At 74.1% G+C, this 21,555-nt stretch carries 22 protein-coding genes; 14 read left to right on the top strand and 8 right to left on the bottom strand.

What is annotated here, in order from left to right:
- The first annotated feature begins 1 nt into the window (after nt 1).
- From PSU4_RS11580 to PSU4_RS11570, 3 genes are read left to right on the top strand one after another with little or no spacing between them, the layout of a single operon-like run.
- The gene (locus PSU4_RS11580; protein ID WP_147106314.1) at nt 2-457 is read left to right on the top strand and encodes a RidA family protein; all 456 of its coding nucleotides are present in this window, start codon (nt 2-4) and stop codon (nt 455-457) included.
- Nucleotides 458-459: 2 nt separating this feature from the next.
- Complete coding sequence (locus PSU4_RS11575) at nt 460-1,068, top strand: hypothetical protein (RefSeq protein WP_147106312.1); 609 nt, start codon at nt 460-462, stop codon at nt 1,066-1,068.
- Between the two features lie 33 nt (nt 1,069-1,101).
- A complete protein-coding gene (locus PSU4_RS11570; RefSeq protein WP_147106310.1) occupies nt 1,102-4,176 on the top strand; it encodes a hypothetical protein in 3,075 nt (1,024 codons plus the stop codon).
- A gap of 9 nt (nt 4,177-4,185) precedes the next feature.
- Here the strand turns inward: PSU4_RS11570 and PSU4_RS11565 are convergent, their stop codons facing one another.
- The gene (locus tag PSU4_RS11565; protein ID WP_147106307.1) at nt 4,186-5,073 is read right to left on the bottom strand and encodes a Gfo/Idh/MocA family protein; all 888 of its coding nucleotides are present in this window, start codon (nt 5,071-5,073) and stop codon (nt 4,186-4,188) included.
- A gap of 81 nt (nt 5,074-5,154) precedes the next feature.
- On the opposite strand from PSU4_RS11565, the gene PSU4_RS11560 reads away from it, so the two are divergent.
- Together PSU4_RS11560 and PSU4_RS11555 are read left to right on the top strand one after the other, a co-directional pair.
- On the top strand, nt 5,155-5,952 hold the full coding sequence (locus tag PSU4_RS11560) for an NUDIX hydrolase (RefSeq protein ID WP_147106304.1): 798 nt from the start codon (nt 5,155-5,157) through the stop codon (nt 5,950-5,952).
- Nucleotides 5,949-6,749: an MBL fold metallo-hydrolase gene (locus PSU4_RS11555; RefSeq protein ID WP_147106301.1), complete on the top strand. Its 801-nt coding sequence runs from the start codon at nt 5,949-5,951 to the stop codon at nt 6,747-6,749. The genes PSU4_RS11560 and PSU4_RS11555 overlap by 4 nt, the downstream gene beginning before the upstream one ends.
- On the opposite strand, the gene PSU4_RS11550 is transcribed toward PSU4_RS11555, so the two are convergent.
- From PSU4_RS11550 to PSU4_RS11540, 3 genes are all read right to left on the bottom strand, one after another.
- Nucleotides 6,712-7,962, bottom strand: a complete 1,251-nt coding sequence (locus tag PSU4_RS11550) for an MFS transporter (RefSeq protein ID WP_147106298.1) — start codon at nt 7,960-7,962, stop codon at nt 6,712-6,714. The genes PSU4_RS11555 and PSU4_RS11550 overlap by 38 nt on opposite strands.
- 43 nt (nt 7,963-8,005) lie before the next feature.
- The gene (locus PSU4_RS11545) at nt 8,006-8,680 is read right to left on the bottom strand and encodes a Crp/Fnr family transcriptional regulator (RefSeq protein ID WP_147106295.1); all 675 of its coding nucleotides are present in this window, start codon (nt 8,678-8,680) and stop codon (nt 8,006-8,008) included.
- Nucleotides 8,681-8,822: 142 nt separating this feature from the next.
- Complete coding sequence (locus PSU4_RS11540; RefSeq protein WP_147106292.1) at nt 8,823-9,077, bottom strand: hypothetical protein; 255 nt, start codon at nt 9,075-9,077, stop codon at nt 8,823-8,825.
- 237 nt (nt 9,078-9,314) lie between these two features.
- On the opposite strand from PSU4_RS11540, the gene nth reads away from it, so the two are divergent.
- The 4 genes from nth to PSU4_RS11520 are packed head-to-tail and all read left to right on the top strand — an operon-like array spanning nt 9,315 to nt 12,595.
- Nucleotides 9,315-10,058, top strand: coding sequence for an endonuclease III (gene nth / locus PSU4_RS11535; protein ID WP_373866044.1), 744 nt, complete (start codon nt 9,315-9,317; stop codon nt 10,056-10,058).
- The gene (locus tag PSU4_RS11530) at nt 10,055-10,681 is read left to right on the top strand and encodes a TlpA family protein disulfide reductase (protein WP_147106285.1); all 627 of its coding nucleotides are present in this window, start codon (nt 10,055-10,057) and stop codon (nt 10,679-10,681) included. The genes nth and PSU4_RS11530 overlap by 4 nt, the downstream gene beginning before the upstream one ends.
- On the top strand, nt 10,678-11,385 hold the full coding sequence (locus PSU4_RS11525; RefSeq protein WP_147106283.1) for an NUDIX hydrolase: 708 nt from the start codon (nt 10,678-10,680) through the stop codon (nt 11,383-11,385). The genes PSU4_RS11530 and PSU4_RS11525 overlap by 4 nt, the downstream gene beginning before the upstream one ends.
- A 13-nt stretch (nt 11,386-11,398) precedes the next feature.
- Nucleotides 11,399-12,595: a MarP family serine protease gene (locus tag PSU4_RS11520; RefSeq protein ID WP_147106280.1), complete on the top strand. Its 1,197-nt coding sequence runs from the start codon at nt 11,399-11,401 to the stop codon at nt 12,593-12,595.
- Between the two features lie 1,584 nt (nt 12,596-14,179).
- Here the strand turns inward: PSU4_RS11520 and PSU4_RS11515 are convergent.
- Nucleotides 14,180-15,460, bottom strand: coding sequence for an adenylosuccinate synthase (locus tag PSU4_RS11515; protein ID WP_147106277.1), 1,281 nt, complete (start codon nt 15,458-15,460; stop codon nt 14,180-14,182).
- Nucleotides 15,461-15,560: 100 nt separating this feature from the next.
- Here PSU4_RS11515 and PSU4_RS11510 point away from each other — a divergent pair, with 100 nt between their 5' ends.
- On the top strand, nt 15,561-16,238 hold the full coding sequence (locus PSU4_RS11510; protein ID WP_147106386.1) for a hypothetical protein: 678 nt from the start codon (nt 15,561-15,563) through the stop codon (nt 16,236-16,238).
- A 3-nt stretch (nt 16,239-16,241) separates the two neighbouring features.
- Here the strand turns inward: PSU4_RS11510 and PSU4_RS11505 are convergent, their stop codons facing one another.
- The 3 genes from PSU4_RS11505 to fbaA form a co-directional block, all read right to left on the bottom strand.
- On the bottom strand, nt 16,242-16,874 hold the full coding sequence (locus PSU4_RS11505; RefSeq protein ID WP_147106383.1) for a lysophospholipid acyltransferase family protein: 633 nt from the start codon (nt 16,872-16,874) through the stop codon (nt 16,242-16,244).
- A 383-nt stretch (nt 16,875-17,257) separates the two neighbouring features.
- The gene (locus PSU4_RS11500; protein WP_147106274.1) at nt 17,258-17,671 is read right to left on the bottom strand and encodes a DUF3151 domain-containing protein; all 414 of its coding nucleotides are present in this window, start codon (nt 17,669-17,671) and stop codon (nt 17,258-17,260) included.
- A gap of 97 nt (nt 17,672-17,768) precedes the next feature.
- Complete coding sequence (fbaA, locus tag PSU4_RS11495; RefSeq protein WP_147106271.1) at nt 17,769-18,800, bottom strand: class II fructose-bisphosphate aldolase; 1,032 nt, start codon at nt 18,798-18,800, stop codon at nt 17,769-17,771.
- 266 nt (nt 18,801-19,066) lie between these two features.
- On the opposite strand from fbaA, the gene PSU4_RS11490 reads away from it, so the two are divergent.
- From PSU4_RS11490 to PSU4_RS11475, 4 genes are read left to right on the top strand one after another with little or no spacing between them, the layout of a single operon-like run.
- Nucleotides 19,067-19,624 (top strand): SigE family RNA polymerase sigma factor, encoded by a 558-nt coding sequence (locus PSU4_RS11490; protein ID WP_246115061.1) that lies wholly within the window; start codon nt 19,067-19,069, stop codon nt 19,622-19,624.
- 14 nt (nt 19,625-19,638) lie between these two features.
- Nucleotides 19,639-20,076 (top strand): hypothetical protein, encoded by a 438-nt coding sequence (locus PSU4_RS11485; protein WP_147106265.1) that lies wholly within the window; start codon nt 19,639-19,641, stop codon nt 20,074-20,076.
- A gap of 28 nt (nt 20,077-20,104) precedes the next feature.
- Nucleotides 20,105-20,791, top strand: coding sequence for a DedA family protein (locus PSU4_RS11480; protein WP_147106262.1), 687 nt, complete (start codon nt 20,105-20,107; stop codon nt 20,789-20,791).
- A gap of 58 nt (nt 20,792-20,849) precedes the next feature.
- Nucleotides 20,850-21,554, top strand: coding sequence for a DedA family protein (locus PSU4_RS11475; protein WP_147106259.1), 705 nt, complete (start codon nt 20,850-20,852; stop codon nt 21,552-21,554).
- Nucleotide 21,555: the final 1 nt, after the last annotated feature.

The following is a 21,555-nucleotide window of genomic DNA, read 5'->3' as shown; positions in this document are numbered from 1 at the left end:
GATGGCACACTCCGACAAGCTCCGTGAGCTCGGCCTCACCCTGCCGCCCGTGCCGAAGCCGGCGGGCGCGTACCTCCCCGCGCGGCGCTCGGGCTCGTTCGTCTACACCGCCGGCCAGGTCGCGGTCGTCAGCGGGAAGCTGCCCGCGCTGGGCAAGGTCGGCGCGGAGGTCGACCTCGACGAGGCCTACTCGCAGGCCCGCACCTGCGCGCTCAACGCGATCGCCGCGATCGACGCGCTCGTCGGCATCGACGCCATCACCGGCATCGTGAAGGTCGTCGGCTTCGTGGCGTCGGCTCCCGGCTTCAACGACCAGCCGAAGGTCGTCAACGGCGCGTCCGAGCTGCTCGGCGAGCTGTTCGGCGACGCGGGTCTGCACGCTCGTTCCGCCGTCGGGGTCGCCGAGCTGCCGCTCGACGTGCCCGTCGAGGTGGAGCTGATCGTCGAGGTGGCCTGACCGTGACCGGGCAGGCCGTCGCCGCGTGTCACGAGCTGCTGCTCCATCTCGCGGGGCGGCTGCCCGACGACGTCACCTGGCGCCTGCGCGACTGGCTGGCCGACGACACCGACCACGGCCGCGCCGCCGTGGCCGCGACGTTGCCGCGCGCGCTGCTGCGCAACCGGGTGGGCATCACCGACCACGAGCGTTCACTGCTCGTGACGGGAGCCGGTGACGACGCAGCCGTTCGCCGCGCCGTCCGGGCGGTCCTGCCGATCCAGTCGGCGGAACGTCCCCCGTTCGAGTTCCGCGCGGCGCCGGACGGCTACGACGCGGCGACGCTCGGCGTCCTTGCCGTCGCCCGCGGCACGGCGGGCGTCGAGGAAGTCCTGCGGAGTGTCCGTTCGGGACCGTTCGGCGAGCGGACGGTGCTCGTCGTCCTCGGCGGCGACCGTCCGTGGGCGCTTGCGGGCACACTGCAACGGCTGCTGAGGGCACACGGCGACCGCACCCCGTGCGTCGAGGTGCTCCCGGTCGACCTCGATCCACCGCCGTACCACAAGGCCGCGATCGTGGGCTCCGCCCAGATGTGGTCGTCGACCGGCGCCACGGTGGGCGCGTCGACCTGACGCGAGCCCGGCGAGCACGGTGAAGGAGGACAGGTGGCGGAACTGCAGGCCACGGCCCTGACCACCCACGAGCTGCTGCTCGCACTCGCAGGACGGGTCGACGACGATCTGCTGGCCACGTGCCGCGAGCTCGTCGCCGTCGGCGAGGACGCGCCCGCGTTCGAGCTGCTCACGGCGGCGCTCGTCGCCGTCGCCGCCCAGCTGCCGCCGGGCGTGCGCGAGACGCTGGTCGCGGCCGCCGCGAGGGTCCGCGTGGATCTCGACGCCGACCGGCTCCTGCCCCCGGCCGCCCCCGAGAACGGCACGGGGCACCGCTTCCGCGCCGACACCGACGTCCCCGGGCTGTCCGCGCGGATCGCGGAGGCACTGTCGGCGCACCGCCCGGGCGGCGGGCACAGCTGGCTGACGTGGCGCACCACCCCCGCCGGCAGCGCTCCCGGGCCGGTGCCGCACCCGGTGCTGCTCGTCGAGATCCCCGGGACGCCGGGGCCCGAGGATCATGCCGCCGACGTCCTGGCCTACCGGCTGTCGGCGACGCTGCAGCGGGTCGGGCTCGCGGTGGGTGTGGAGGTGTTCGTCGCCGGGTCGGCGCTGCCCGCCTACCACGGTGAGGCGCTCAGCACGGCCCGCCCGGTGCCCTCACCCGCGCCGGCCGCCCCCCTCGATCCGCCCGGCCCACCGGCGACGGGTCTGATCGCCGTGGTGCCGTCCGTCTCGCGGACCGGGCGCCCGTTGCGGCAGGTGAGGCCGGGTGCCGACGCGGGTCCCGAGCTCGCACGGCCTGTCGCACCATCGCTCCCGGCGGCCGTCGACCCGAGCGGGATCGCCCGTGCCGACGCGCCCCCGACGGCCCCGATCGAGACCAACGGCACGCACCGGCCTGCCGGGCCGCCGATGCCGCGGCGCCGGCGTGCCGACGAGCGGGCCGACGCGGCTACGCCGGTGAACGGCGTGCGCGATCCCGAGCGGTCGCCGGTCGGCGACAGCGGCGGGCACGCGGCCGCACCGCCGGCACCCCGCCCTGTCCCCTCCCGGCCGGACGTCGACGGTCCGGGGACCGGTGGCAGGCCGGTCAACGGGGTTGCCAACGGTGTCGCCGCCCGGACGTCCACCGGCGAGGACACCGGTGGTGTCGCCCCGGCCGAGCGCCGCCCCGCAGCGCCGCAACCGGCCGACCCGCGGCCGACGGAGCGCGCTACCGACCGCCCCGTCGATCGTCCTACCGATCGCCCCGTCGACTCGCACCCTTCCGACTCGCGCCCTGCCGATCGCCCCGTCGATTCACGCCCCGCCGATCGCCCCGTCGATTCACGCCCCGCCGATCGCCCCGTCGACTCACGCCCCGTCGACTCGCGCCCTGCCAATCGCCCCGTCGACTCACGCCCTACCGATCACCCCGCCGACTCGCGCCCCGCCGACTCACGCCCTACCGACTCACGCCCTGCCGACTCGCGACCCGCCGAGCCCCGCGGCGCCGACCCCCGAGCCGGGGAGCCGGCGGCCGCGGACCCCGGGCACGGCGACCGCGGCCCTGACCTCGCGGACGACGGCCGCGTCGGCACACCCGAGCAGCACCGGCGCCCCGATCCCGGCCCCGGCCCGCAGGCCGCTCCCCTCGCCCACGAGCAGCCGCAGGCCCGCGCCCCGGAGCGCCCCGCAGACGACGCGGCGCAGGCCGCCGAGCCCGTGACGGCCGCGTTCACCGCTCTCCCGGGTCCCGACGTGCCGCCCGCGGGCCCCGGCGCCGGTGCGACGAAACGCCCCCCGCCCACAACACCGCCCGACAACGTCCGCGCGCCAGGCCGTCACGACGCGTCGCGTACACCTCCGGCCGGGACTCCGAAGCCTGTTGTGCCACAGAGCCTCGACGGGATCCCGCCCGAGCACCGCGGCTTCGCGCCGGACGCCCCACCCGCCGGGTCACGGCCGGTCGCGCCGCTGTCCCGTTCAGGACCCGACGGTTTCGCCCCGTCCGACGACGAACCCGCCCCGCGGTCCCACCGCCGCGCCGAGGAGCCCGCCCCCCGCTCCCGCCGCCGCGCCGAGGAGCCGGACGAGGAGCTCGACGAGCGTCCTGCCGACCAGGCTGGGCACCGGGCCGCTGACGCGGCGCCGGTCGACGACGGCCCCGAGGAGGGTCGCGTCGAACGTGTGCTGCGCGTGGTCGGCCGCGACGACGATCCGAGCGCACCGACACCGCTGTCGGGGGTGCCGGCCGTCGGCCCGTCCGACGAGGACCCGCCGTTGCTGGCGGAGATGCACGACCCGCTGATGGGGCCGCTGCGCACGCCGTTGCTCGACCCGCTGCTGGAGCCCACGGGCAGCTTCCGGGCGGTGTCGGCGGACGAGCCGGGGCCCGACGGACCCCCGCCACCGGCGCCGACGCCCACCGAGGGCGACGCCACCACCCCGCCGGAGGGCCTGCCCCGCCGCAGCGGCACGGAGGCGGCACTGCCGCGCCGGTCGTCGCACGCGGCGCGGTTCCTGCGCCCCTTCGGCGGCGACGGCGACTCCGCGGTGTCCGGTGACGATCTGTTCGCCGAGTCGGTGCCGCGGCGCGTCACGAGCGTCCGGGAGCGGGGCGGCGCGTCGGACCTGCACGTCGACCCGAACGACCCGCTCGGGGTGGGCGACGTCGTCGTCGAGGAGCCGACGCACGCCGCGGCGGAGACGACACCTCCGCGGCCCGTCGAGGCGCCCGGGCCCGCCCCGGTGCGGCCACGGCCGGTGCCGATCCCGACGATCGGCGCCGCGGACGACGAGCCGGGGCCGTCCGCCGACGGCAGGGAGGAGCCTGCCGCCGACGACTCGCCGGCGCCCCGGCCCGCCCCGCGGCCGGCGCCGCGCCGGGTCCGCGCGGTGCCCGATGCCCCGGCACCCGGGTCGACGACGTCCGAAGCCCCGGTGGACGACACGGAGGCGTCCTCGGACGCAGCCGCGCAGGTCGACCAGGGCGACGGGTCGGGGGAGGTCGTCGATCCCATGTCGACGCTGACCGCCACCGAGCGCGACCTGCTGCGTCTGCTGCACGCCGAGCTGGCGGCCCGGGAGCGACCGCGCAGCGGTCGCGACGACGGCGACGACAACCCGCCCGATCTCGTGGGCTGAGGTCCCCGCTCAGCCCGCCGCGGCCGCGACCTGCTCGGTGATCCGCTGCAGGTGCAGGCCGCGGGCGGCGGAGCAGGGGCCGTCCGTGCGGCCGGCAGCGACGTCGGCGACGAACTCGTCGAGCAGCGTCGAGTAGGGGACGGTGGCGTCGTCGGGACGGCTGGTGAGGACGTGCCGGCCGGTGCCGCCGAACATCCCGATCTCGAACTCGGTGGGGTCGATCGCGACCCGCAGCGACATGGAGACGGTGCTGCGCGCGCCGCCGGTGTGGGTCATGCCGAAGGTCCACAGGGCGTCGGCGCGGTTCGCCCAGTCGACTCCGGTGACGGGGCCGAGGGCGGCGTCGAGCAGGTCGATGACGTGGGGCCCGACGTCGAGCAGTGCGCCGTGCTCGGCCCGCCACGCCGACCCGGCGAACGGCCCGCCCAGCAGGGCTCCGGAGAACCAGCGACCGACGCCGACGGTGTCGGGTCCGGCCGGGCCCGCGGGCAGCGAGTCGACCCAGGCGCGGACCTCTGCGTCGAATCGCAGCGTGAGCACGACCGCGGACACGACGCCCGCGTCGGTGACGGCCTGCGCGAGGCGTTCGGCGGTGGCGAGGTCGGCGGCCAGCGGCTTCTCCAGCACGACGTGCTTCCCGGCGGCGACGGCCCGCGGCGCGAGCTCCCCCTGCACGGCGGGCGGTACCGCGAAGGCGACGGCGTCGACGTCGGCGACCAGGTCGTCGAACGACGTGTGCACCCGCGCCGACGTGCCCTCGGCGACGGCGGCGGCCGCCTCGGGGCGCCGCGCCCACACACCGGCGAGCTCGGCGACGGGGTGCGCCTCGATCGCGGCGGCGTGCACGGTCGTCGCCCAGGGCCCGGCTCCGACGAGTCCCATCCGCAGTCGGTCCATGGGCGCCATCCTGCCCGGAGACGCGGCGCGTGGCGTCGCTCATGCTGCGGCGCGCCGCGGCGGAAGGATAACGTCGGTTCGGTGAATGCCGCTGAGCCCGTGATGCCGCGGCCCGCGGCCACCGTCCTGCTGCTTCGTGACGGCCCCGACGGCAGGTTGCAGGTGTTCCTGCAGCGCCGGGTGAAGGGCATGGCGTTCGCCGGGGGGATGACGGTCTTCCCGGGCGGCGGCGTCGACGCGTCGGACCGTGCGGTCGCGTGGGAGGGTCCGGAGCCTGCGTGGTGGGCGGAGCGGTTGGGCTGCACCGCCGACGAGGCGGCCGGGTTCGTGCTGGCCGCGGTGCGCGAGACGTTCGAGGAGTGCGGGGTCCTGCTCGCCGACGGCGCCTCCGTCGACGCCGGGGTGCTCGCGCGGGCCCGCGACGACGTCGCGCAGCGCCGGCGGGTGTTCGGCGACGTGCTCACCGGACTGGGGCTGCGGGTCCGCGCCGACCTCCTGCATCCGTGGGCGCGCTGGATCACCCCGATCGTGCAGCCCCGTCGCTACGACACCGCGTTCTTCACCGCGATCGTCCCACCCGGCCAGGAAGCCGACGCGCAGACGACGGAAGCCGTCGAGGCCACGTGGTGGACGCCGGCGGCGGCGCTGACGGCGTTCCGCGACGGCGAGATCGGGCTCATGCGCCCGACCCGGACGATCCTGACCGACATCGCCGCGTTCCCCGACGCCGCCTCACTGCACGCCGCCGCGCCCACGGGCGCGATCAGCTCGATCCTGCCGATGGTCGTCGAGGGTCTGCCCGACGTCCTGCTCCCCGGCGACGAGGGCTACGACCTCCACGTCGCGTCCGGGCACGCACCCGCTGGAGGCCACCGATGACCGCCGTCCATCCCGCCTACGAGGTGCTGCGCGAGGTCACGCCACTGGCGTCGGTCCTGTTGGCGCGCAACCCGTCGCCGATGACGCTGGAGGGCACCAACACCTGGGTGCTGCGGGCGCCGGGCGAGGAGCGCTGCATCGTCGTCGACCCGGGGGAGGACGACGAGGAGCACCTCACGCGGGTTGCGGCGCAGGGCCGGGTCGAGCTGGTGATCCTCACGCACCACCATCACGACCACGCGGGTGGCGCGCGCCGGTTCGCCGAGCTGACGGGGGCGCCGGTGCGGGCGCTCGACCCGTCGCTGGTGCTGGGGTCGGAGGCGTTGGCGCACGGCGACGTCGTCGCGGCCGCGGGGGTCGAGCTGCGCATCCTGGCCACTCCGGGGCACACCGCCGACTCGATCTCGCTCGTCCTCGACGGCCCCGGAGACCCGGGTCCCGCAGTGCTGACCGGCGACACCATCCTCGGTCGCGGCACGACCGTCATCGCCGAGCCCGACGGCTCCCTCGGCCCCTACCTGGACTCGCTGAAACTGTTGGGCGAGCTGGCCGACGGGACCGACGTCCTGCCCGGCCACGGCCCCGAGCTGGCCGATGCGCCCGCCGCCGCCCGCACCTACCTCGCGCACCGCGAGGAGCGCCTGGCCCAGGTCCGGGCAGCCCTGGAGACCCTCGGCCCGGACGCGACGCCGCGGCAGGTCGTCGAGATCGTGTACGCGGACGTCGACACGGTGCTGTGGCCGGCCGCGGACAGCTCGGTCAAGGCGCAGCTGGACTATCTGCGAGCCGCTCGCTGACCCCGCCGGGCTCGGCCCGGACCGCGGCCTTCCCCAGCCATACGACGGCGGCGAGCAGCAGCCCGCCCGCCCCGCCGACGAGGAACGCCGCGTGCGGGCCGACCGCCTCGACGACCACCCCGGCCAGCGACTGGCCCGCCGCGATGCCCACGGTCGCCGCCGTGACGACCCACCCGAACGCCTCGGTGCCCGATCGCTCGTCCACGACGACGTCGATGGCGACGGAGTGCGCCGTGGTCTGCGGGGTGATGAGCGCCCCGGCGAGCAGCATCACCAGGACCGTCGCGAGGACCGAGCCCGTCGCCGCCGCGGCCGCCATCCCGCCGACGACCAACGCGAACCCCACGAGCAGCACCGGCAGCCGCTGGTGCAGCGACCGCGGCCAGGGCCGGGCGGCATAGCCGATCCCGCCGAGCACCGACGTCACCGACCACGCGGACAGCAGCACGCCCCCGAGCGCCGCCGACCCGGCCGCCGCGGTCACCGCGGGCACCCCGACCTCGACGCTGCCGATGACGACACCGAACCCCAGCGACGCCAGCGCCACGATCCGCAGACCGGGCCGGGCCAGCACACCGAGCAGCGACCGGCGCCCGGTGCGGATGCTGCCGCGGACCGCGCGCACCACGGGGCTGCACGCGAACACCACGGTGCCGACGACCATCGCCGCGACCGCGACCACCGCCCCCGTGCCCGGCCACGGGGCCGTGACCAGGAACGCGGCGACCGCCGGGCCCAGGATGAAGAACACCTCGAGACTGATGGCCTCGTAGCCGTAACCGGCCTCGCGCCGCGGACCGGGTGGCAGCAGCGCCGTCCACAGCGACCGGGACGCGCCGGGCAGCGCGGGCATCGTCGCGCCCGACAGCGCCGCGGCGGCCACCAGCACTGCGACGGGTCTGTCGGTGGCGATGAGCACCAGCAGCAGCGCGGACGTCGTCGCGAACAGTCCGGCGACGACGAGCAGGAGCACCGCGGGGCCGCGACGGTCCATGATCCGGCCCTGCGCGACCGCGCCGACCGACATCCCGATCAGGATGCCCGCCGACACCAGCCCCGCCGACGCGAACGACCCCGTCGTCCGCTGCACGTACAGCAGGACGGCGAGGCCGTACATCGCGATGGGCAACCGGCCCAGCGCCGACCCCGCGACCGGCAGTGCCGCACCGGGAGTGCGGACGGCGGCGCGGTAGTCGGCGAGCGTGACGGACACGCCCACCACCCTCACACGGCGGGGGAGTCCCCTGCCAACGGTTTCAGCGGGCGCGGCGGGCGAGCCGCTCGGGCTCCAGGATGAGGACGCTCTTGCCCTCGAGCCGCAGCCAGCCGCGGTGGGCGAAGTCGGCCAGCGCCTTGTTGACGGTCTCGCGCGACGCGCCGACGAGCTGGGCGATCTCCTCCTGCGTCAGGTCGTGCGTGACCCGCAGCAGACCCGACTCCTGCGACCCGAACTGGCGCGCCAGCTGCAGCAGCGACTTCGCCACGCGGCCGGGAACGTCGGTGAAGATCAGGTCGGCCAGCATGTTGTTGGTGCGGCGCAGGCGACGGGCCAGCACGCGCAGCAGCTGCTCGGCGATCTCCGGGCGCTTGCCGATCCACTCGCGCAGCGCACCGCGGTCCATCGTGTAGGCGCGGACCTCGGTCACCGCGGAGGCCGACGACGTGCGGGGCCCCGGGTCGAAGATCGACAGCTCGCCGAACATGTCCGACGGACCGGCGACCATCAGCAGGTTCTCCCGGCCGTCCGGGGACTTGCGGCCGATCTTCACCTTGCCGCTGCCGATGATGTAGAGCCGGTCACCCGGCTCGCCCTCGGAGAAGATGACATGCCCACGCGGGAACTCGGCGGTCTCCAGCGCCTGGGCGAGCACCTCCGCCGCATGTGGTTCCACGCCCTGGAAGATCCCGGCGCGGATCAGAACCTCGTCCACGTTCCCGCTCCTCATGTCATCCCCGCCCCACGACGCGGATCATCGGCGCGTCAGTCTAGGGGGTACGGCCCCGCACTGCGACGAGACACCACCCCGAGTACCACCCCTACAGGGGTGAACCGTACCTGTCGGCCGTCGTCACTCACGACGCGATCTTGCTCTGTGCCTCCGGCTTGCGCTTGCCCGGACGTCTGTTGCGGAGCCGGAAGAGCTCCAGAGCGCGGGCCGTCCCCTGCTTGAACATGGCCCGCACCTCCTCCGGGCGGGGGCGCTCGAGCATCTCGTCGAGTTCGTCCTGGGGCACGGTGGCGTCGCGCAGCCGGGACTCCACACGCTCCATACCGAGCGCGAAGAACATCACCAGCAGCGGCACGAGGACTGAGAGCCAGGCAGTCATGACCCGGCCGATGATTCCCCACCCGCGTCCGCACGCGCGCACCGGGGCCGCGATCCGCGCGTCCCGTGATGGATCTGTGACCTGTCGGGGGAGCCCGCTGGGCCGGGCGTCGGGATCCGGTCGGAAGCTGTCGGTGGGCGCCCGTAGTCTCGAAGCGTGAGCACCCCCGCCCGGACCCTCCCGGACCGGCGCAGCGCGGCGCGGCTCGCGGCCCGTGTCGCTGCCGGGGAGAGCCCGATCGGCCGGGCCCGGCGCGTCGGACGGACGCTGCGCGCGCTCGCCGCCGCCTACCCGGACGCGCACTGCGAGCTCGACTTCACCACGCCGCTGGAGCTGGCCGTCGCCACCGTCCTGTCCGCACAGACCACCGACGTACGCGTCAACGAGGTCACCCCGGCCCTGTTCGCGCGGTACCGCACGGCGGTCGACTACGCGCAGGCTGAGCGCACCGAGCTGGAAGAGCTGATCCGGCCCACCGGCTTCTACCGCAACAAGACGTCGTCGCTCATCGGGCTCGGCCAGGCCGTCGTCGACAGGTTCGACGGCGAGCTCCCCGCCACCCTCGAGGACCTCGTCACCCTGCCCGGCATCGGCCGCAAGACCGCCAACGTCGTGCTGGGCAACGCCTTCGGCGTCCCCGGCATCACGGTCGACACCCACTTCGGCCGGCTCGTCCGCCGCTGGGGATGGACCACCGAGGAAGACCCGGTCAAGGTCGAGCACGCCGTCGGCGAACTCGTCCCCAAGCGCGACTGGACGATCGTCTCGCACGAGGTGATCTTCCACGGCCGCCGCGTCTGCCACGCCCGCAAACCCGCGTGCGGCGTCTGCACCCTCGCGGCCGACTGCCCGTCGTTCGGCGACGGCCCGACCGACCCCGAGAAGGCCGCCGCCCTGGTCAAGGGCCCCGAGCGCGACCACCTCCTCACGCTGGCCGGCTTCGGCGTGCTCCGGCCGGACGAGCCGGACACCGGCGCGTGAGGCTCCGCGCGACACGCACCGAGATCGTCACGACGGTCGTCGTCGTGCTGCTCGTCGCCCTCGGCGTCGTGGCGCTGTGGCCGCGCAGCTCCTCCTCCGGGCCCACGTCCGGTTCCCCGGCCACGACCGCGTCCGCCGACCTCGCCGCGCTGCGCACCCGCGCCGCCCTCCCGCCCTGCCCCGCGCCCGGCGGCGCCCCCGCCGCCGGGCCGCTCGCCGGCGTCACCGTGCCCTGCCTGGGCACCGACGGTGTCGTCGACCTCGGCGCCGCCCTCGCCGGCAAGCCCGCGCTGCTCAACGTGTGGGCGTCCTGGTGCGCCCCCTGCCGCGCCGAACTCCCCGCCCTCGCCGAGTACGCCGCCCGCCCCGGCGCCGTCACCGTCCTCGGCATCGACGTCCGCGACCAGCCCGAACCCGCACTCACGCTGCTCGCCGACCTCGGCGTCCGAATCCCGTCCGTCACCGACCCCGACGGGAAACTCGCCGCCGCCCTCTCCCTCCCACCCGCCGTCCCCGTCAGCTACCTCGTCGCCGCCGACGGCCGCGTCACCCCGATCCTGCCGCCCGTCCCCTTCGCCACCGCCGACGACGTCGCCGCCGTCGCCGAGGGGACCGCCGCGTGACCGAGGACCTCCACCCCGACGCAGCACCCCGCTGGCTGCACCCGCTCCTCCACGGCGTCCGCGACTTCGCCCCGACCGACATCGCTGCCCGCCGCACCCCACCCGCCCACGGCGGCCGCCGCGCCGCCGTCCTCGTCCTCTTCGGCGAAGGCCCGTCCGGGCCCGACGTCCTCCTCGCCGAACGCTCCTCCGACCTGCGCAACCACGCCGGTCAAGTCGCCTTCCCCGGCGGCGGCATCGACCCCGGCGACACCGGACCCGTCGGCGCCGCCCTCCGCGAAGCCGAAGAGGAGACCGGGCTCGAACCCGCCGGCGTCGTCCCCCTCACCACCCTCGCCGACCTGTACGTCCCACCGTCCGGCTACGTCGTCACACCCGTCGTCGCACACTGGGCCGAACCCAGCGCCGTCCACGCCGTCGACCCCGGCGAAACCGCCCACGTCGCCCGCATCCCCATCGCCGCCCTCGCCGACCCCGCCAACCGGGTCCGCGTCCGCCACCCCGCCGGCGGCACCGGCCCCGCGTTCCAGGTCGAGGGGCTGCTCGTGTGGGGTTTCACCGGGGGCTTATTGTCCGCGCTGTTGCATGCAGGGGGATGGGAAGTTCCGTGGACGGCCGCCCGCACACTCGACCTGGCCGAAGCACTCGCCGCGCGCAGCGGCGCCACGAGGGACGACACGGGGCAGGAGGTCACCGGGGGATGACCGGGATCTCCGCATGAGCTGGGTCGACGTACTCGTCGTACTCCTCGCGATCGTCGCGGGCGTGTCCGGCTGGCGCCACGGCATGGCCGTCGCCCTGCTGTCGTTCGTCGGCGTCCTCGGCGGCGCCATCCTCGGCGTCCGCCTCGCCCCACTGATCGTCTCCGGCATCGAAGCCCAACACACCCGCGTCATCGTCAGCATCGTCGTCGTCGTGCTCCTCGTCGCCCTCGGCGAGACCACCGGCGTCTTCTTCGGCCGACGCATCCGCGACCGCATCACCGGCGAACGCGTCCTCAAGGTCGACTCCTCCCTCGGCGCCCTCCTCCAAGCCTTCACCGTCGTCGTCGCCGCCTGGCTCGTCGCCCTCCCACTCGCCTCCGCCAGCTTCCCCGGCCTCGCCGCCAGCGTCCGCAGCTCCGAAGTCCTCCAGTCCGTCGACTCCGTCATGCCGTCGGGCGCCCGCGCCCTACCCGCCGAACTGCGCCAACTCCTCGACGACTCCGGGTTCCCCGACGTCCTGTCCCCCTTCGCGCAGACCCCCATCACCGCCGTCGGCCCACCCGACGCCGCCCTCGCCCGAAGCCAGGTCGTCCGCGACGTCGGCGGCAGCGTCCTCAAGGTTCGCGGCCGCGCCCCCTCCTGCCAGCGCCAGCTCGAAGGCACCGGGTTCGTCGTCGGACCCCAGCGCGTCATGACCAACGCCCACGTCGTCGCCGGCACCAACCAGACCAGCGTCGAAGTCCCCGGCCGCAACGGCCGCACCCGCACCCTCACCGCCACCGTCGTCTCCTACGACCCGGAGATCGACGTCGCCGTACTCGCCGTCCCCGACCTCGACGCCGACCCGTTGCAGTTCGCGCCCGACGCCGCCAAACCCGGTGACGACGCCATCGTCCTCGGCTACCCTCTCGACGGGCCCTACACCGCCACCGCCGCCAAGATCCGCGACCGCATCCAGCTCCGCGGACCCGACATCTACGACAGCGGCACCGTGACCCGCGACGTCTACACGATCCGCGCCACCGTCCGCTCCGGGAACTCAGGCGGCCCCATGATCGCTCCCGACGGCCAGGTCCTCGGCGTCGTGTTCGGCGCCGCCCTCGACGACTCCGAGACCGGCTTCGTCCTCACCGCCGACCAGGTCGCGGGCGCCCTCAACGCCTCCAGCGGCCTGACCCGCAAAGCCGACACCGGCACCTGCGCCGCCTGACCCCGCCGCCGCGCCCCAACGCCGCAGGGCGGGCAGGCGCAGGGCGAGCGGCGGCGCGCGGCGGGCGGGCAGCGGGCGGCGGGCGGGCAGCGCCGTGAGACGCACCGCGCCCAGCAGGCAACAGGCACACAGCGCCCAGCAGGCAACCTGCAGAGCACCCGGCAGGCAGCAGGGCACAGCACCCGGCAGGCAGCGGGCGCGTGGCCAGGGCGGGCGGCGGCGCGAGGCGTGCAGCGAGCGGTGAGGTGCGCAGCAGCGTGGGGTGCGTAACGCCCGGCACACAGCGGCGCAGAACGCGCAGCGGTGGGGCGCGAACGTGTCACCAGCGCTGCTCTGCAGCTCTCACGACACGCTCGTCGGCCGGGGCGACGCGGAGCGTGTCGTCAGTGCGGCCCGGGAGCGCTCACGACACCTTCGAGGCCGTCCGGGCCCCCGCCGCGCGGTTTCTCCGTGACCGCGTGGCTTGTCCGGTCGGACTACCACCTGCAAGCCGCGCAACGATCCCAGAACCCACGCCGCGACCGCAGAACCCGCGCGGCGACAACCCCGCCAGCAGACGGAGACGCTTGCGCCCCTCCACAGCCGCCGCCCCAGCAGAGGGTGCAGCGGACCTGCAACGGGTGCGCGCCGCGAAGAGAGTGCCGCATCGCCGCCACGCAGGCTCCGCCGCCGCGTGGCTTGTTCGGTCGAACCGCCACCTGCAGACCGCGCCACGACGTCAGAATGCACGTCGCGATTGCACAGCCTGCGTGGTGATCGCCGAGCCGGCAGATCGCGGCGCTGTGCCCCTCCACAGCCGTCGCACCCATGCAGAGGGTGCAGCGGACCTCCAGCGGGTGCGGGCCGCGAAGCGAGCAGCCCACATCTCCGTCGCGGGTTCGTCGTCGCCGTGCGGACTGTCTGGTCGCGGAATCCGCTGCAGGCCCCGCGGGGATCTCGAGACCCGCGCGGCGACCGCAGAACATGCGCAGCGATGGCCGAGCCGGCAGGGCACGGCGCTGCCCGCCTCTCGAAGCCGGTGCCGGTGCGAGACCCGCCGCGGGTTCCGCCGTCGCCGCGCGGCTTCTCCGGTCGTCCAGCCGTTTGCAGGCCCCGCCGCGATCTCGGAACCCATGCCCCGACTGCAGAACCCGCGCGGTGATCGCTCGACCAGCGGACCGAGGCTGCACCCCTTCCACAACCGCCACACACGGGTACGCGAGCGTCGCCGCGCGGGTTGTCCGGTCGGGCCCCCGCCTACACAGCCACCGCGACGACCCCAGGGCCCACGCAGCGACACCAGAACCCACGCAGCGACACCAGAACCCACGCAGCGACACCAGAACCTGCACAGCGACACCAGAACCTGCACAGCGACACCAGAACCTGCACAGCGGCCGAAGAACCTGCGCAGCGGCCGAAGAACCTGCGCGGCGGCACCGCCGACCCGTGTGCGGCGGCGGTGCGGCACGGCGGCGTCCATCGGCCGCTGCGGCGGCACCTGAACCTGCGCGGCGGCACCGCCGACGCGCGGGCGGCGGCGGTGCGGCACGGCGGCATCCATCGGCCGCTGCGCCGGCACCACCCTCGGGCGGGCGGCGCGGGTCAGACGTCGCGGGTGATGGTCTCGTCGCGGCCGGGGCCGACGCCGATGGCGCTGACGGGGGCGCCCGTGAGCTCCTCGATGCGCTGGACGTAGGCCTTGGCGTTGGCGGGGAGGTCGCCGAAGTCGCGGCAGCCGGAGATGTCCTCGAACCAGCCGGGGAGCTCCTCGTAGACGGGGAGGGCGTGGTGGACGTCGGTCTGGGTCATCGGCATGTCGTCGACGCGCTTGCCGTCGACCTCGTAGGCGACGCAGATCGGGACGGTGTCGAGGCCGGAGAGGACGTCGAGCTTGGTGAGGAAGTAGTCGGTGATGCCGTTGACGCGCACCGCGTACCGGCCGATGACGGCATCGAACCAGCCGCAGCGGCGGGGGCGGCCGGTGGTCACGCCCACCTCGCCGCCGACCTTGCGCAGCCGCTCGCCCCACTCGTCGTGCAGCTCGGTGGGGAAGGGCCCCGAGCCGACGCGGGTGGTGTAGGCCTTCAGGATCCCGATGACGCGGTCGATCTTGTTGGGGCCGATGCCGGAGCCGACGGCGGCACCGGCGGCGGTCGGGTTGCTGCTGGTGACGAAGGGGTAGGTGCCGTGGTCGACGTCGAGCAGGGTGCCTTGCGAGCCTTCGAGCAGGATCGTCTCGCCGGCTTCAAGGGCTTTGTTGAGCAGGAGCCGGGTGTCGGCGATGCGGTGGCTGAAGCGTTCGCCGCAGGCGAGGACGGACTCGACGACCTCGTCGACGTCGAGGGCGCGCCGGTTGTAGACCTTGACCAGGATCTGGTTCTTGAGTTCGAGGGCGGCCTCGACCTTCTGGCGGAGGATCTTCTCGTCGAGGACGTCGGCGGCGCGGACGCCGACGCGGGCGACCTTGTCCTGGTAGGCGGGGCCGATGCCGCGGCCGGTGGTGCCGATCTTGGCCTTGCCGAGGAAGCGTTCGGTGACTTTGTCGATGGCGATGTGGTACGGCATGATCAGGTGCGCGTCGGCGCTGATCATGAGGCCGCTGGTGTCGACGCCGCGGTTCTCGAGGCCGGTGAGCTCGTCGAGGAGGACGCCGGGGTCGACGACGACGCCGTTGCCGATGACGTTGCGCACGCCTGGGGTGAGGATGCCCGACGGGATGAGGTGGAGTGCGAAGTCCTGCCCGTCGGGGAGGACGACGGTGTGGCCGGCGTTGTTGCCACCCTGGTAGCGGACCACCCACTGGACCTGACCGCCGAGGAGGTCGGTGGCCTTGCCCTTGCCCTCGTCGCCCCACTGGGCTCCGATCAGCACGATCGCCGGCATGTGAAACTCCAAGTCCTGAACGCGCGGAGCGACCGCGGCGCAGTTCGCGCCGCGGCGGGGAGGGTAACCGATCAGAGTGAGCACGATCGATTCCTCGGTGATGCTGCTGACCGTCGGGGACGGGGCCACGGGCCGGCGGCTTCCGTTCCACGGTAGTCGGCCGGGCTCGGGTCTGGCGCGGGTGCCCGCGGCTCTGGCCTCGGTGCCGGCGGTGGCGTTGCCGTCGCGGCCGGGTCGTGGGGACCTGGATCCGGTGTTGGACGAGCAGCGCCCGGGCCGGGTGGTCGTGTCCGGTGACGACGCGGATCTGGCGGCGGTGTTGGTCCGGTTGCTCCGGAAAGACCTGTTGGGCGCGGTCGAGGTGGCGTTCGTGCCGACGAGCCGGCGGTCGGCGGCCGCGGCGGCGTGGGGGTTGCCGCGGGACCGGGCGCAGGCGGCGGCGTTGGCGTTGGACGGCGTGGCGTCGCCGGTGCCGTTGGTCCGTGACGACGCGGGCGGGGTGCTGGTGGGGCGCGGGGAGGTGCGCAACCTGCGGGGGGAGGCCTACTGCGACGACACGCTGGTAGTCCGGGGGGCTGTGCGGCGGCTCGTGGCGACCCCGGGGCCGGGCGGGGTGTCGTCGGTGCGCGGGCGCGGTGTCATCCCGGCGACGGGTCGTGCGTTGCAGATCGGCTGCGTGGGCGCGACGGTCGTCGTCGACGGTGTGGAGCATCCGCGGGTGGTGCCGCGGTGGGTCTGGTACCGCCACACCACCGACTGGCTGCTGGTGCGCCCGTGAATGTCAGGCAGCCTCGGCGTCGGGGCGGCGGTGGTAGGAGTCGACGTACTCCTGCCCGCTGAGCTGCGCGATCGCGTCCATGATCTCGTCGGTGACGGCGCGACGGATTGCCGGTGAGTTCTCGAGCCCCTCGTAGCGGGAGAAGTCGAGGGGCGCGCCGAACCGGACGGTGACGGGCGCGATCCGCGGGATCTTGACGCCGACGGGCTGCACCTTGTCGGTGCCGAGGAGGCCGACGGGGACGACCACGGCGCCGGTGGTGAGCGCCAGGGTGGCGACGCCGGTGTGGCCGCGGTGGAGCCGGCCGTCGAGGGACCGGGTGCCCTCGGGGTAGATGCCGAACGCGCCGCCGGCTTCGAGGACGCCGCGACCGGCGTCGAGGGCGGCGAGGCCGGCCTTTGCGTTGCCGCGGTCGACGGGGACGTAGTTGAGGGCGGAGAGGAAGCGGGCGCCGAAGCGGCTCTTGAGGCTGTGGCCGGTGAAGTACTCGGCCTTGGCGAGGAAGGCGACGGGGCGGGGCGCGACCAGCGGGATCACCGCGGTGTCGACGGCCGCGCGGTGGTTGGACGCGAAGATCACCGGGCCGGTGAGGGGCACCCCTTCGATGCCTTCGGCCTTGGGGCGCCACAGGAGCATCGCGAGCGGACGGATGACCCACCTGATCAGGAACTGCACTGCTGTTCGACCTCTCCCCAGGAGTCGACGTATCCCCGACGTCGGCGTTGCCGCCGGATCATTCTCCCCCACCCGTCGTGACCGGCGGGTCACCGGAGGGGAACGTCGCGTCGACGGTCACATGTCCCGGTGTTCCACCGCGAGCGCCGTACGGGGAACGTCGGTGGTATTCGGGGCGTTCCCGACCCCACCCCGGGTGCATCGCTGCACGGTGCGGACGACGGCGATCGCCTCCGGGCGGGCATGAGGAAGGGCGGGGCGCGGGGAAGGGCGGGGCCGGCCGGCGGGGAAGCCCGGCCCGGTGGCGACGGGCGGCGTGCCCGCCGCCCGTCGCGGGGAAGCCCTCAGGAGAGGCCGAGCTCGGCGGGCGCGGTCGAGTCGGAGTCGGCGATGAAAGCGCGCAGGCGCTCGACCTCGTCGGTCTCCCCGATCGCCTCCGACGCCCGCAGCAGCGCGGCGAGGGCGCGGAAGACGCCCTGGTTGGGCTCGTGCGACCACGGGATCGGGCCGAAGCCCTTCCAGCCGTTGCGGCGCAGCTGGTCGAGGCCGCGGTGGTACCCGGTGCGGGCGTAGGCGTAGGCGGTGACGGACTCGCCGTCGGCGAGGGCGCCTTCGGCCAGGGTCGCCCAGGCGGTCATGGAGGCGGGGTGCGCGGCGGCCACGGTCTTGGCGTCCGCGCCGCCCGCCAGTTCGGCGGCCGCCGGGTCGACGGGCAGCCGGGTGGGCTCGGGGCCGAGGAGGTTCCCGTGGACGGTCATCGCACGCCCTCGCCGGAGCTCGGACGATGGCCGCACGCACTGTGTCGCTGACGCTCGCTCATGGCCCCAATCCTGCCCCGAGCCCCGGAGCCGACCGTCAGCGCAGGGTGCGACCCGCGGACTTGAGGTTCTGGCAGGCCTCGACGACGCGGTCGGTCATCGACTGCTCGGCCTTCTTCAGGTACGAGCGCGGGTCGTACTGCTTCTTGTTGCCGACCTCGCCGTCGATCTTCAGGACGCCGTCGTAGTTCTGGAACATGTGCGCGGCGATCGGGCGGGTGAAGGCGTACTGGGTGTCGGTGTCGACGTTCATCTTCACGACGCCGTAGGAGATCGCCTCGTGGATCTCGTCGAGGCCCGAGCCCGAGCCGCCGTGGAAGACGAGGTCGAGGGGCTTGGCGTCGGCGGGCAGCCCGAGCGTGGCGCGCGCCACCTCCTGGCCTTCCTTGAGGATCTCGGGCCGCAGCTTGACGTTGCCCGGCTTGTAGACGCCGTGCACGTTGCCGAAGGTGGCGGCCAGCAGGTAGCGCCCCTTCTCGCCGCCACCGAGGACGTCGACGGTGCGCTCGTAGTCGCCCGGCGCCGTGTAGAGCTTCTCGTTGACCTCGTTGTGGACGCCGTCCTCCTCACCGCCGACGACGCCGATCTCGACCTCGAGGATGATCTTCGCCTTGGCGGCGGCGTCGAGCAGCTCGGCGGCGATCTGCAGGTTCTCCTCGAGCTCGACCGCGGAGCCGTCCCACATGTGCGACTGGAACAGGGGCTGCTCGCCGCGGGCGACGCGCTCGGCGCTGATGGCCATCAGGGGGCGTACGAAGCCGTCGAGCTTGTCCTTGGGGCAGTGGTCGGTGTGCAGCACGACGTTGACCGGGTACTGCTCGGCGACGACGTGCGCGAACTCGGCCATGGCGACGGAGCCGACGACCATGTCCTTCACGCCCAGGCCGGACGCGAACTCGGAGCCACCCGTCGACAGCTGGACGATGCCGTCGCTCTCGGCCTCCGCGAAGGCCCGGAGGGCCGCGTTGAGGGTCTCGCTGCTGGTCACGTTGATCGCCGGGAAGGCGTACTCCCCCTTCTTGGCGCCGTCGAGCATCGCGTTGTAGACCTCGGGAGTGGCGATCGGCATGGGGCGTCCTCTCGATCGGGTGGCGCTCGTCGTGGCGTGTCGGCGCTCGTCACGGGCAAGTATCCCGTACCCGGGGACGGGCTCCGCCAATGCCGGATCCGGCCGCCGATAGACTCCCCCGAGTGAACGGGGAGGGGAGTACGGCGAGCCAGCACGCTTTCGAGCCCCACGACCGCTACGGCGTCGGGGGTCCGTTCCCGGGATCCGCCACCGGGCGCCATGCGCCGACGGAGGGTGAGCGGGCGGTCGAGCAGACCCTCAGCAGGTTGCGCCGCATCGACGCCGGCCCGGATCCCGTCGCCGCTCCGCCGCCGCCCCCGCCGGGCGCGCCGCCGCGGACCCTGGCGGATCTCTACAACGACCACCGGCTCCGGCTGGTCCGGCTCGCGGTCCTGCTGGTCGACGAGCCGACCACGGCCGAGGACGTCGTCCAGGAGGCGTTCACGGGTCTGCACCGCAACTGGGGCGGGCTGCGCGACGAGGCGGCCGCGGTCGCCTACCTGCGCACGGCCGTCGTCAACGGGTCGCGGTCGGTGCTGCGCCGGCGCCGCACGGCGCGCGACTACGTGCCGCCGCACAGCGTCAACGCCCGCTCGGCGGAGTCGCTGGCGATGCTGTCGGCCGAGCACCAGGCGGTCGTCGACGCGTTGGCGACGCTCCCGCCGCGGCAGCGCGAGGTCCTCGTCCTCCGTTATTACGGGGGGATGTCGGAAGCCGAGATCGCGGAGGCGACGGGCATCAGCCGCGGTACGGTCAAGTCGACGGCGAGTCGCGGACTCGACACCGTCGCGAAGGTGATGGCGGCCCGCGCGTCGGGCCGATGAGGTCCAGAACCCCCGTGAACAGGGAGAACGGCACCGTGACGGCGATGGACGACCCGGGTCGGAAGTTGTCGGAGGCGTTGCGCGCCCGCGCAGGGCAGACCAGCGGCAACCCGTTCGCGGCCCCGCCGCAGCCGGGTCCCGTGCCCCGTCCGCCGGCACCTCTCGCCCCGGCGCCGGGCCCACAGGCGTCCGGCCGGTACTCGCCCGCCCAGCAGTCGATGCAGCAGCCGCCGGCCGGTCCGTCGCAGCACGGGCACGAGGCGTCGGGCATGTGGTCGCAGCAGGCCGTGAACGCCACCGGTGCGGGCCGGGGCCGTCGGTCCACGCCGCGCAGCCCGATGAACCAGGTCGGGTGGGCGTTGACGGTCGCGTTGCTGGGCGGCGCGGTGCTCGGGTGCGCGTTGGCGCTGCTGTCGGTGCTCGTGCCGGGGCTGCTACCGCCGCTCGGGTGAGTGTCGGGGACGGGTACCGTCGTGAACCGTGACGAATCTCCTCGGCATCGCGCCGTCGACCGCCACGCTGGCCCTGGGCCCGGAGTGGCTCCAGCCCGACACGATCATCGAGTGGCTGGGTCCGTGGGCGCTGGTCGGGCTCGCGTTGATCGTGTTCGCCGAGTGCGGGCTGCTGCTGGGGTTCTTCCTGCCGGGTGACTCGCTGCTGTTCACGGCGGGCCTGTTCGTCCACGTCGGCGCGATCAAGACGCCGCTGTGGCTGACGTGCCTGATCCTGGTGGTCGCCGCGTTCGCGGGGAACGCATGCGGCTACTGGATCGGCCGCAAGGCCGGGCCGGCGATCTTCGACAAGCCGAAGTCGCGGCTGTTCAAGCCCGAGCACGTCGAGAAGACGCAGGGGTTCTTCGACAAGTACGGCAACCGCGCGATCGTCATGGCACGTTTCGTGCCGATCGTGCGCACGTTCATCACCGTGATGGCGGGCGTCGCGAAGATGGACCCGCGCCGGTACTTCACGTACTCGCTGATCGGTGGCGTGGCGTGGGCCGCGGGTGTGACGGTGCTGGGCTACTTCCTCGGCAGCTTCGACATCGTCAAGAACAACATCGAGGCGATGCTGATCCTGATCGTGCTGATCTCGGTGATCCCGATCGTCATCGAGGTCGTCCGGGCGCGGCGTGCCCGCCCGGGCCCCGCCCACCGCGCCCGCCGCTGACCGTCGCCGTGTTCATCACCTTTGCGACGACCGGGCCCGGCGACCATGCTGGAGACCAGTGACCACGACGACCGCGCTCACCACGACCCTGGCCTGGGGACCGCTCGACTCCGCGGGCCCGGCCACGGTCTGGGCCGTCGTGCTCACGTTCATCTTCCTCGAGTGCGCGTTCATCGTCGGGCTGTTCCTGCCGGGTGACTCGCTGCTCGTCGCGGCGGGCGTCGTCCTGGCCCAGCACGGGCACGAGCGCGGCGCCTGGATGCTGGCCTTCGTGGCGGCGGTGCTGGCGGTGGCCGGGAACCAGGCCGGGTACCTCGTCGGTCGCTACACCGGCACGCGCATCCTCGCCCGCAAGGACGGGAAGATGCTCAACAAGGCCAACCTCGAGCGGGCGGGGCGCTTCCTCGACCGCTGGGGTTTCTGGTCGATCGTGGTGGCCCGCTGGATCCCCTGGATCCGGACGCTGGCGCCGATGATCGCGGGTGCGGTCCGCATGGACAACCGCAAGTTCCTGCTAGCCAACAGCGTCGGCGCGATCCTCTGGGTGCCGACGCTGCTGATGATCGGCTACTACGGTGCGGGCCTGCTCGACTCGGTCCCGTGGCTCAAGACGGTCGCGGTGGTCGGGTCGATCGCGTTCTTCGTCGTCGGTACCGGGTTCGGGGTGTGGCGCTATCGCCAGGAGATGCGCCGCCCGATCGACGACACCGCGGAGCTGCCGGAGAACCGGGCGGCCGCCGACACCGGGCCCGCCGAGTCCTGAT

Source organism: Pseudonocardia sulfidoxydans NBRC 16205, from assembly GCF_007989085.1.
In the GTDB taxonomy this organism is placed as follows: Bacteria; Actinomycetota; Actinomycetes; order Mycobacteriales; family Pseudonocardiaceae; genus Pseudonocardia; species Pseudonocardia sulfidoxydans.
This window is presented reverse-complemented; position numbering and strand designations above follow the sequence as displayed.

Excerpts from the sequence above, each read along its gene's own strand:
- PSU4_RS11580 (WP_147106314.1), top strand. The coding sequence starts at position 2 with ATGGCACACTCCGACAAGCTCCGTGAGCTCGGCCTCACCCTGCCGCCC.
- PSU4_RS11565 (WP_147106307.1), bottom strand. The coding sequence starts at position 5,073 with ATGGACCGACTGCGGATGGGACTCGTCGGAGCCGGGCCCTGGGCGACG.
- PSU4_RS11555 (WP_147106301.1), top strand. The coding sequence starts at position 5,949 with ATGACCGCCGTCCATCCCGCCTACGAGGTGCTGCGCGAGGTCACGCCA.
- PSU4_RS11540 (WP_147106292.1), bottom strand. The coding sequence starts at position 9,077 with ATGACTGCCTGGCTCTCAGTCCTCGTGCCGCTGCTGGTGATGTTCTTC.
- PSU4_RS11520 (WP_147106280.1), top strand. The coding sequence starts at position 11,399 with ATGAGCTGGGTCGACGTACTCGTCGTACTCCTCGCGATCGTCGCGGGC.
- PSU4_RS11515 (WP_147106277.1), bottom strand. The coding sequence starts at position 15,460 with ATGCCGGCGATCGTGCTGATCGGAGCCCAGTGGGGCGACGAGGGCAAG.
- PSU4_RS11510 (WP_147106386.1), top strand. The coding sequence starts at position 15,561 with ATGCTGCTGACCGTCGGGGACGGGGCCACGGGCCGGCGGCTTCCGTTC.
- PSU4_RS11505 (WP_147106383.1), bottom strand. The coding sequence starts at position 16,874 with ATGCTCCTGTGGCGCCCCAAGGCCGAAGGCATCGAAGGGGTGCCCCTC.
- PSU4_RS11500 (WP_147106274.1), bottom strand. The coding sequence starts at position 17,671 with ATGACCGTCCACGGGAACCTCCTCGGCCCCGAGCCCACCCGGCTGCCC.
- fbaA (WP_147106271.1), bottom strand. The coding sequence starts at position 18,800 with ATGCCGATCGCCACTCCCGAGGTCTACAACGCGATGCTCGACGGCGCC.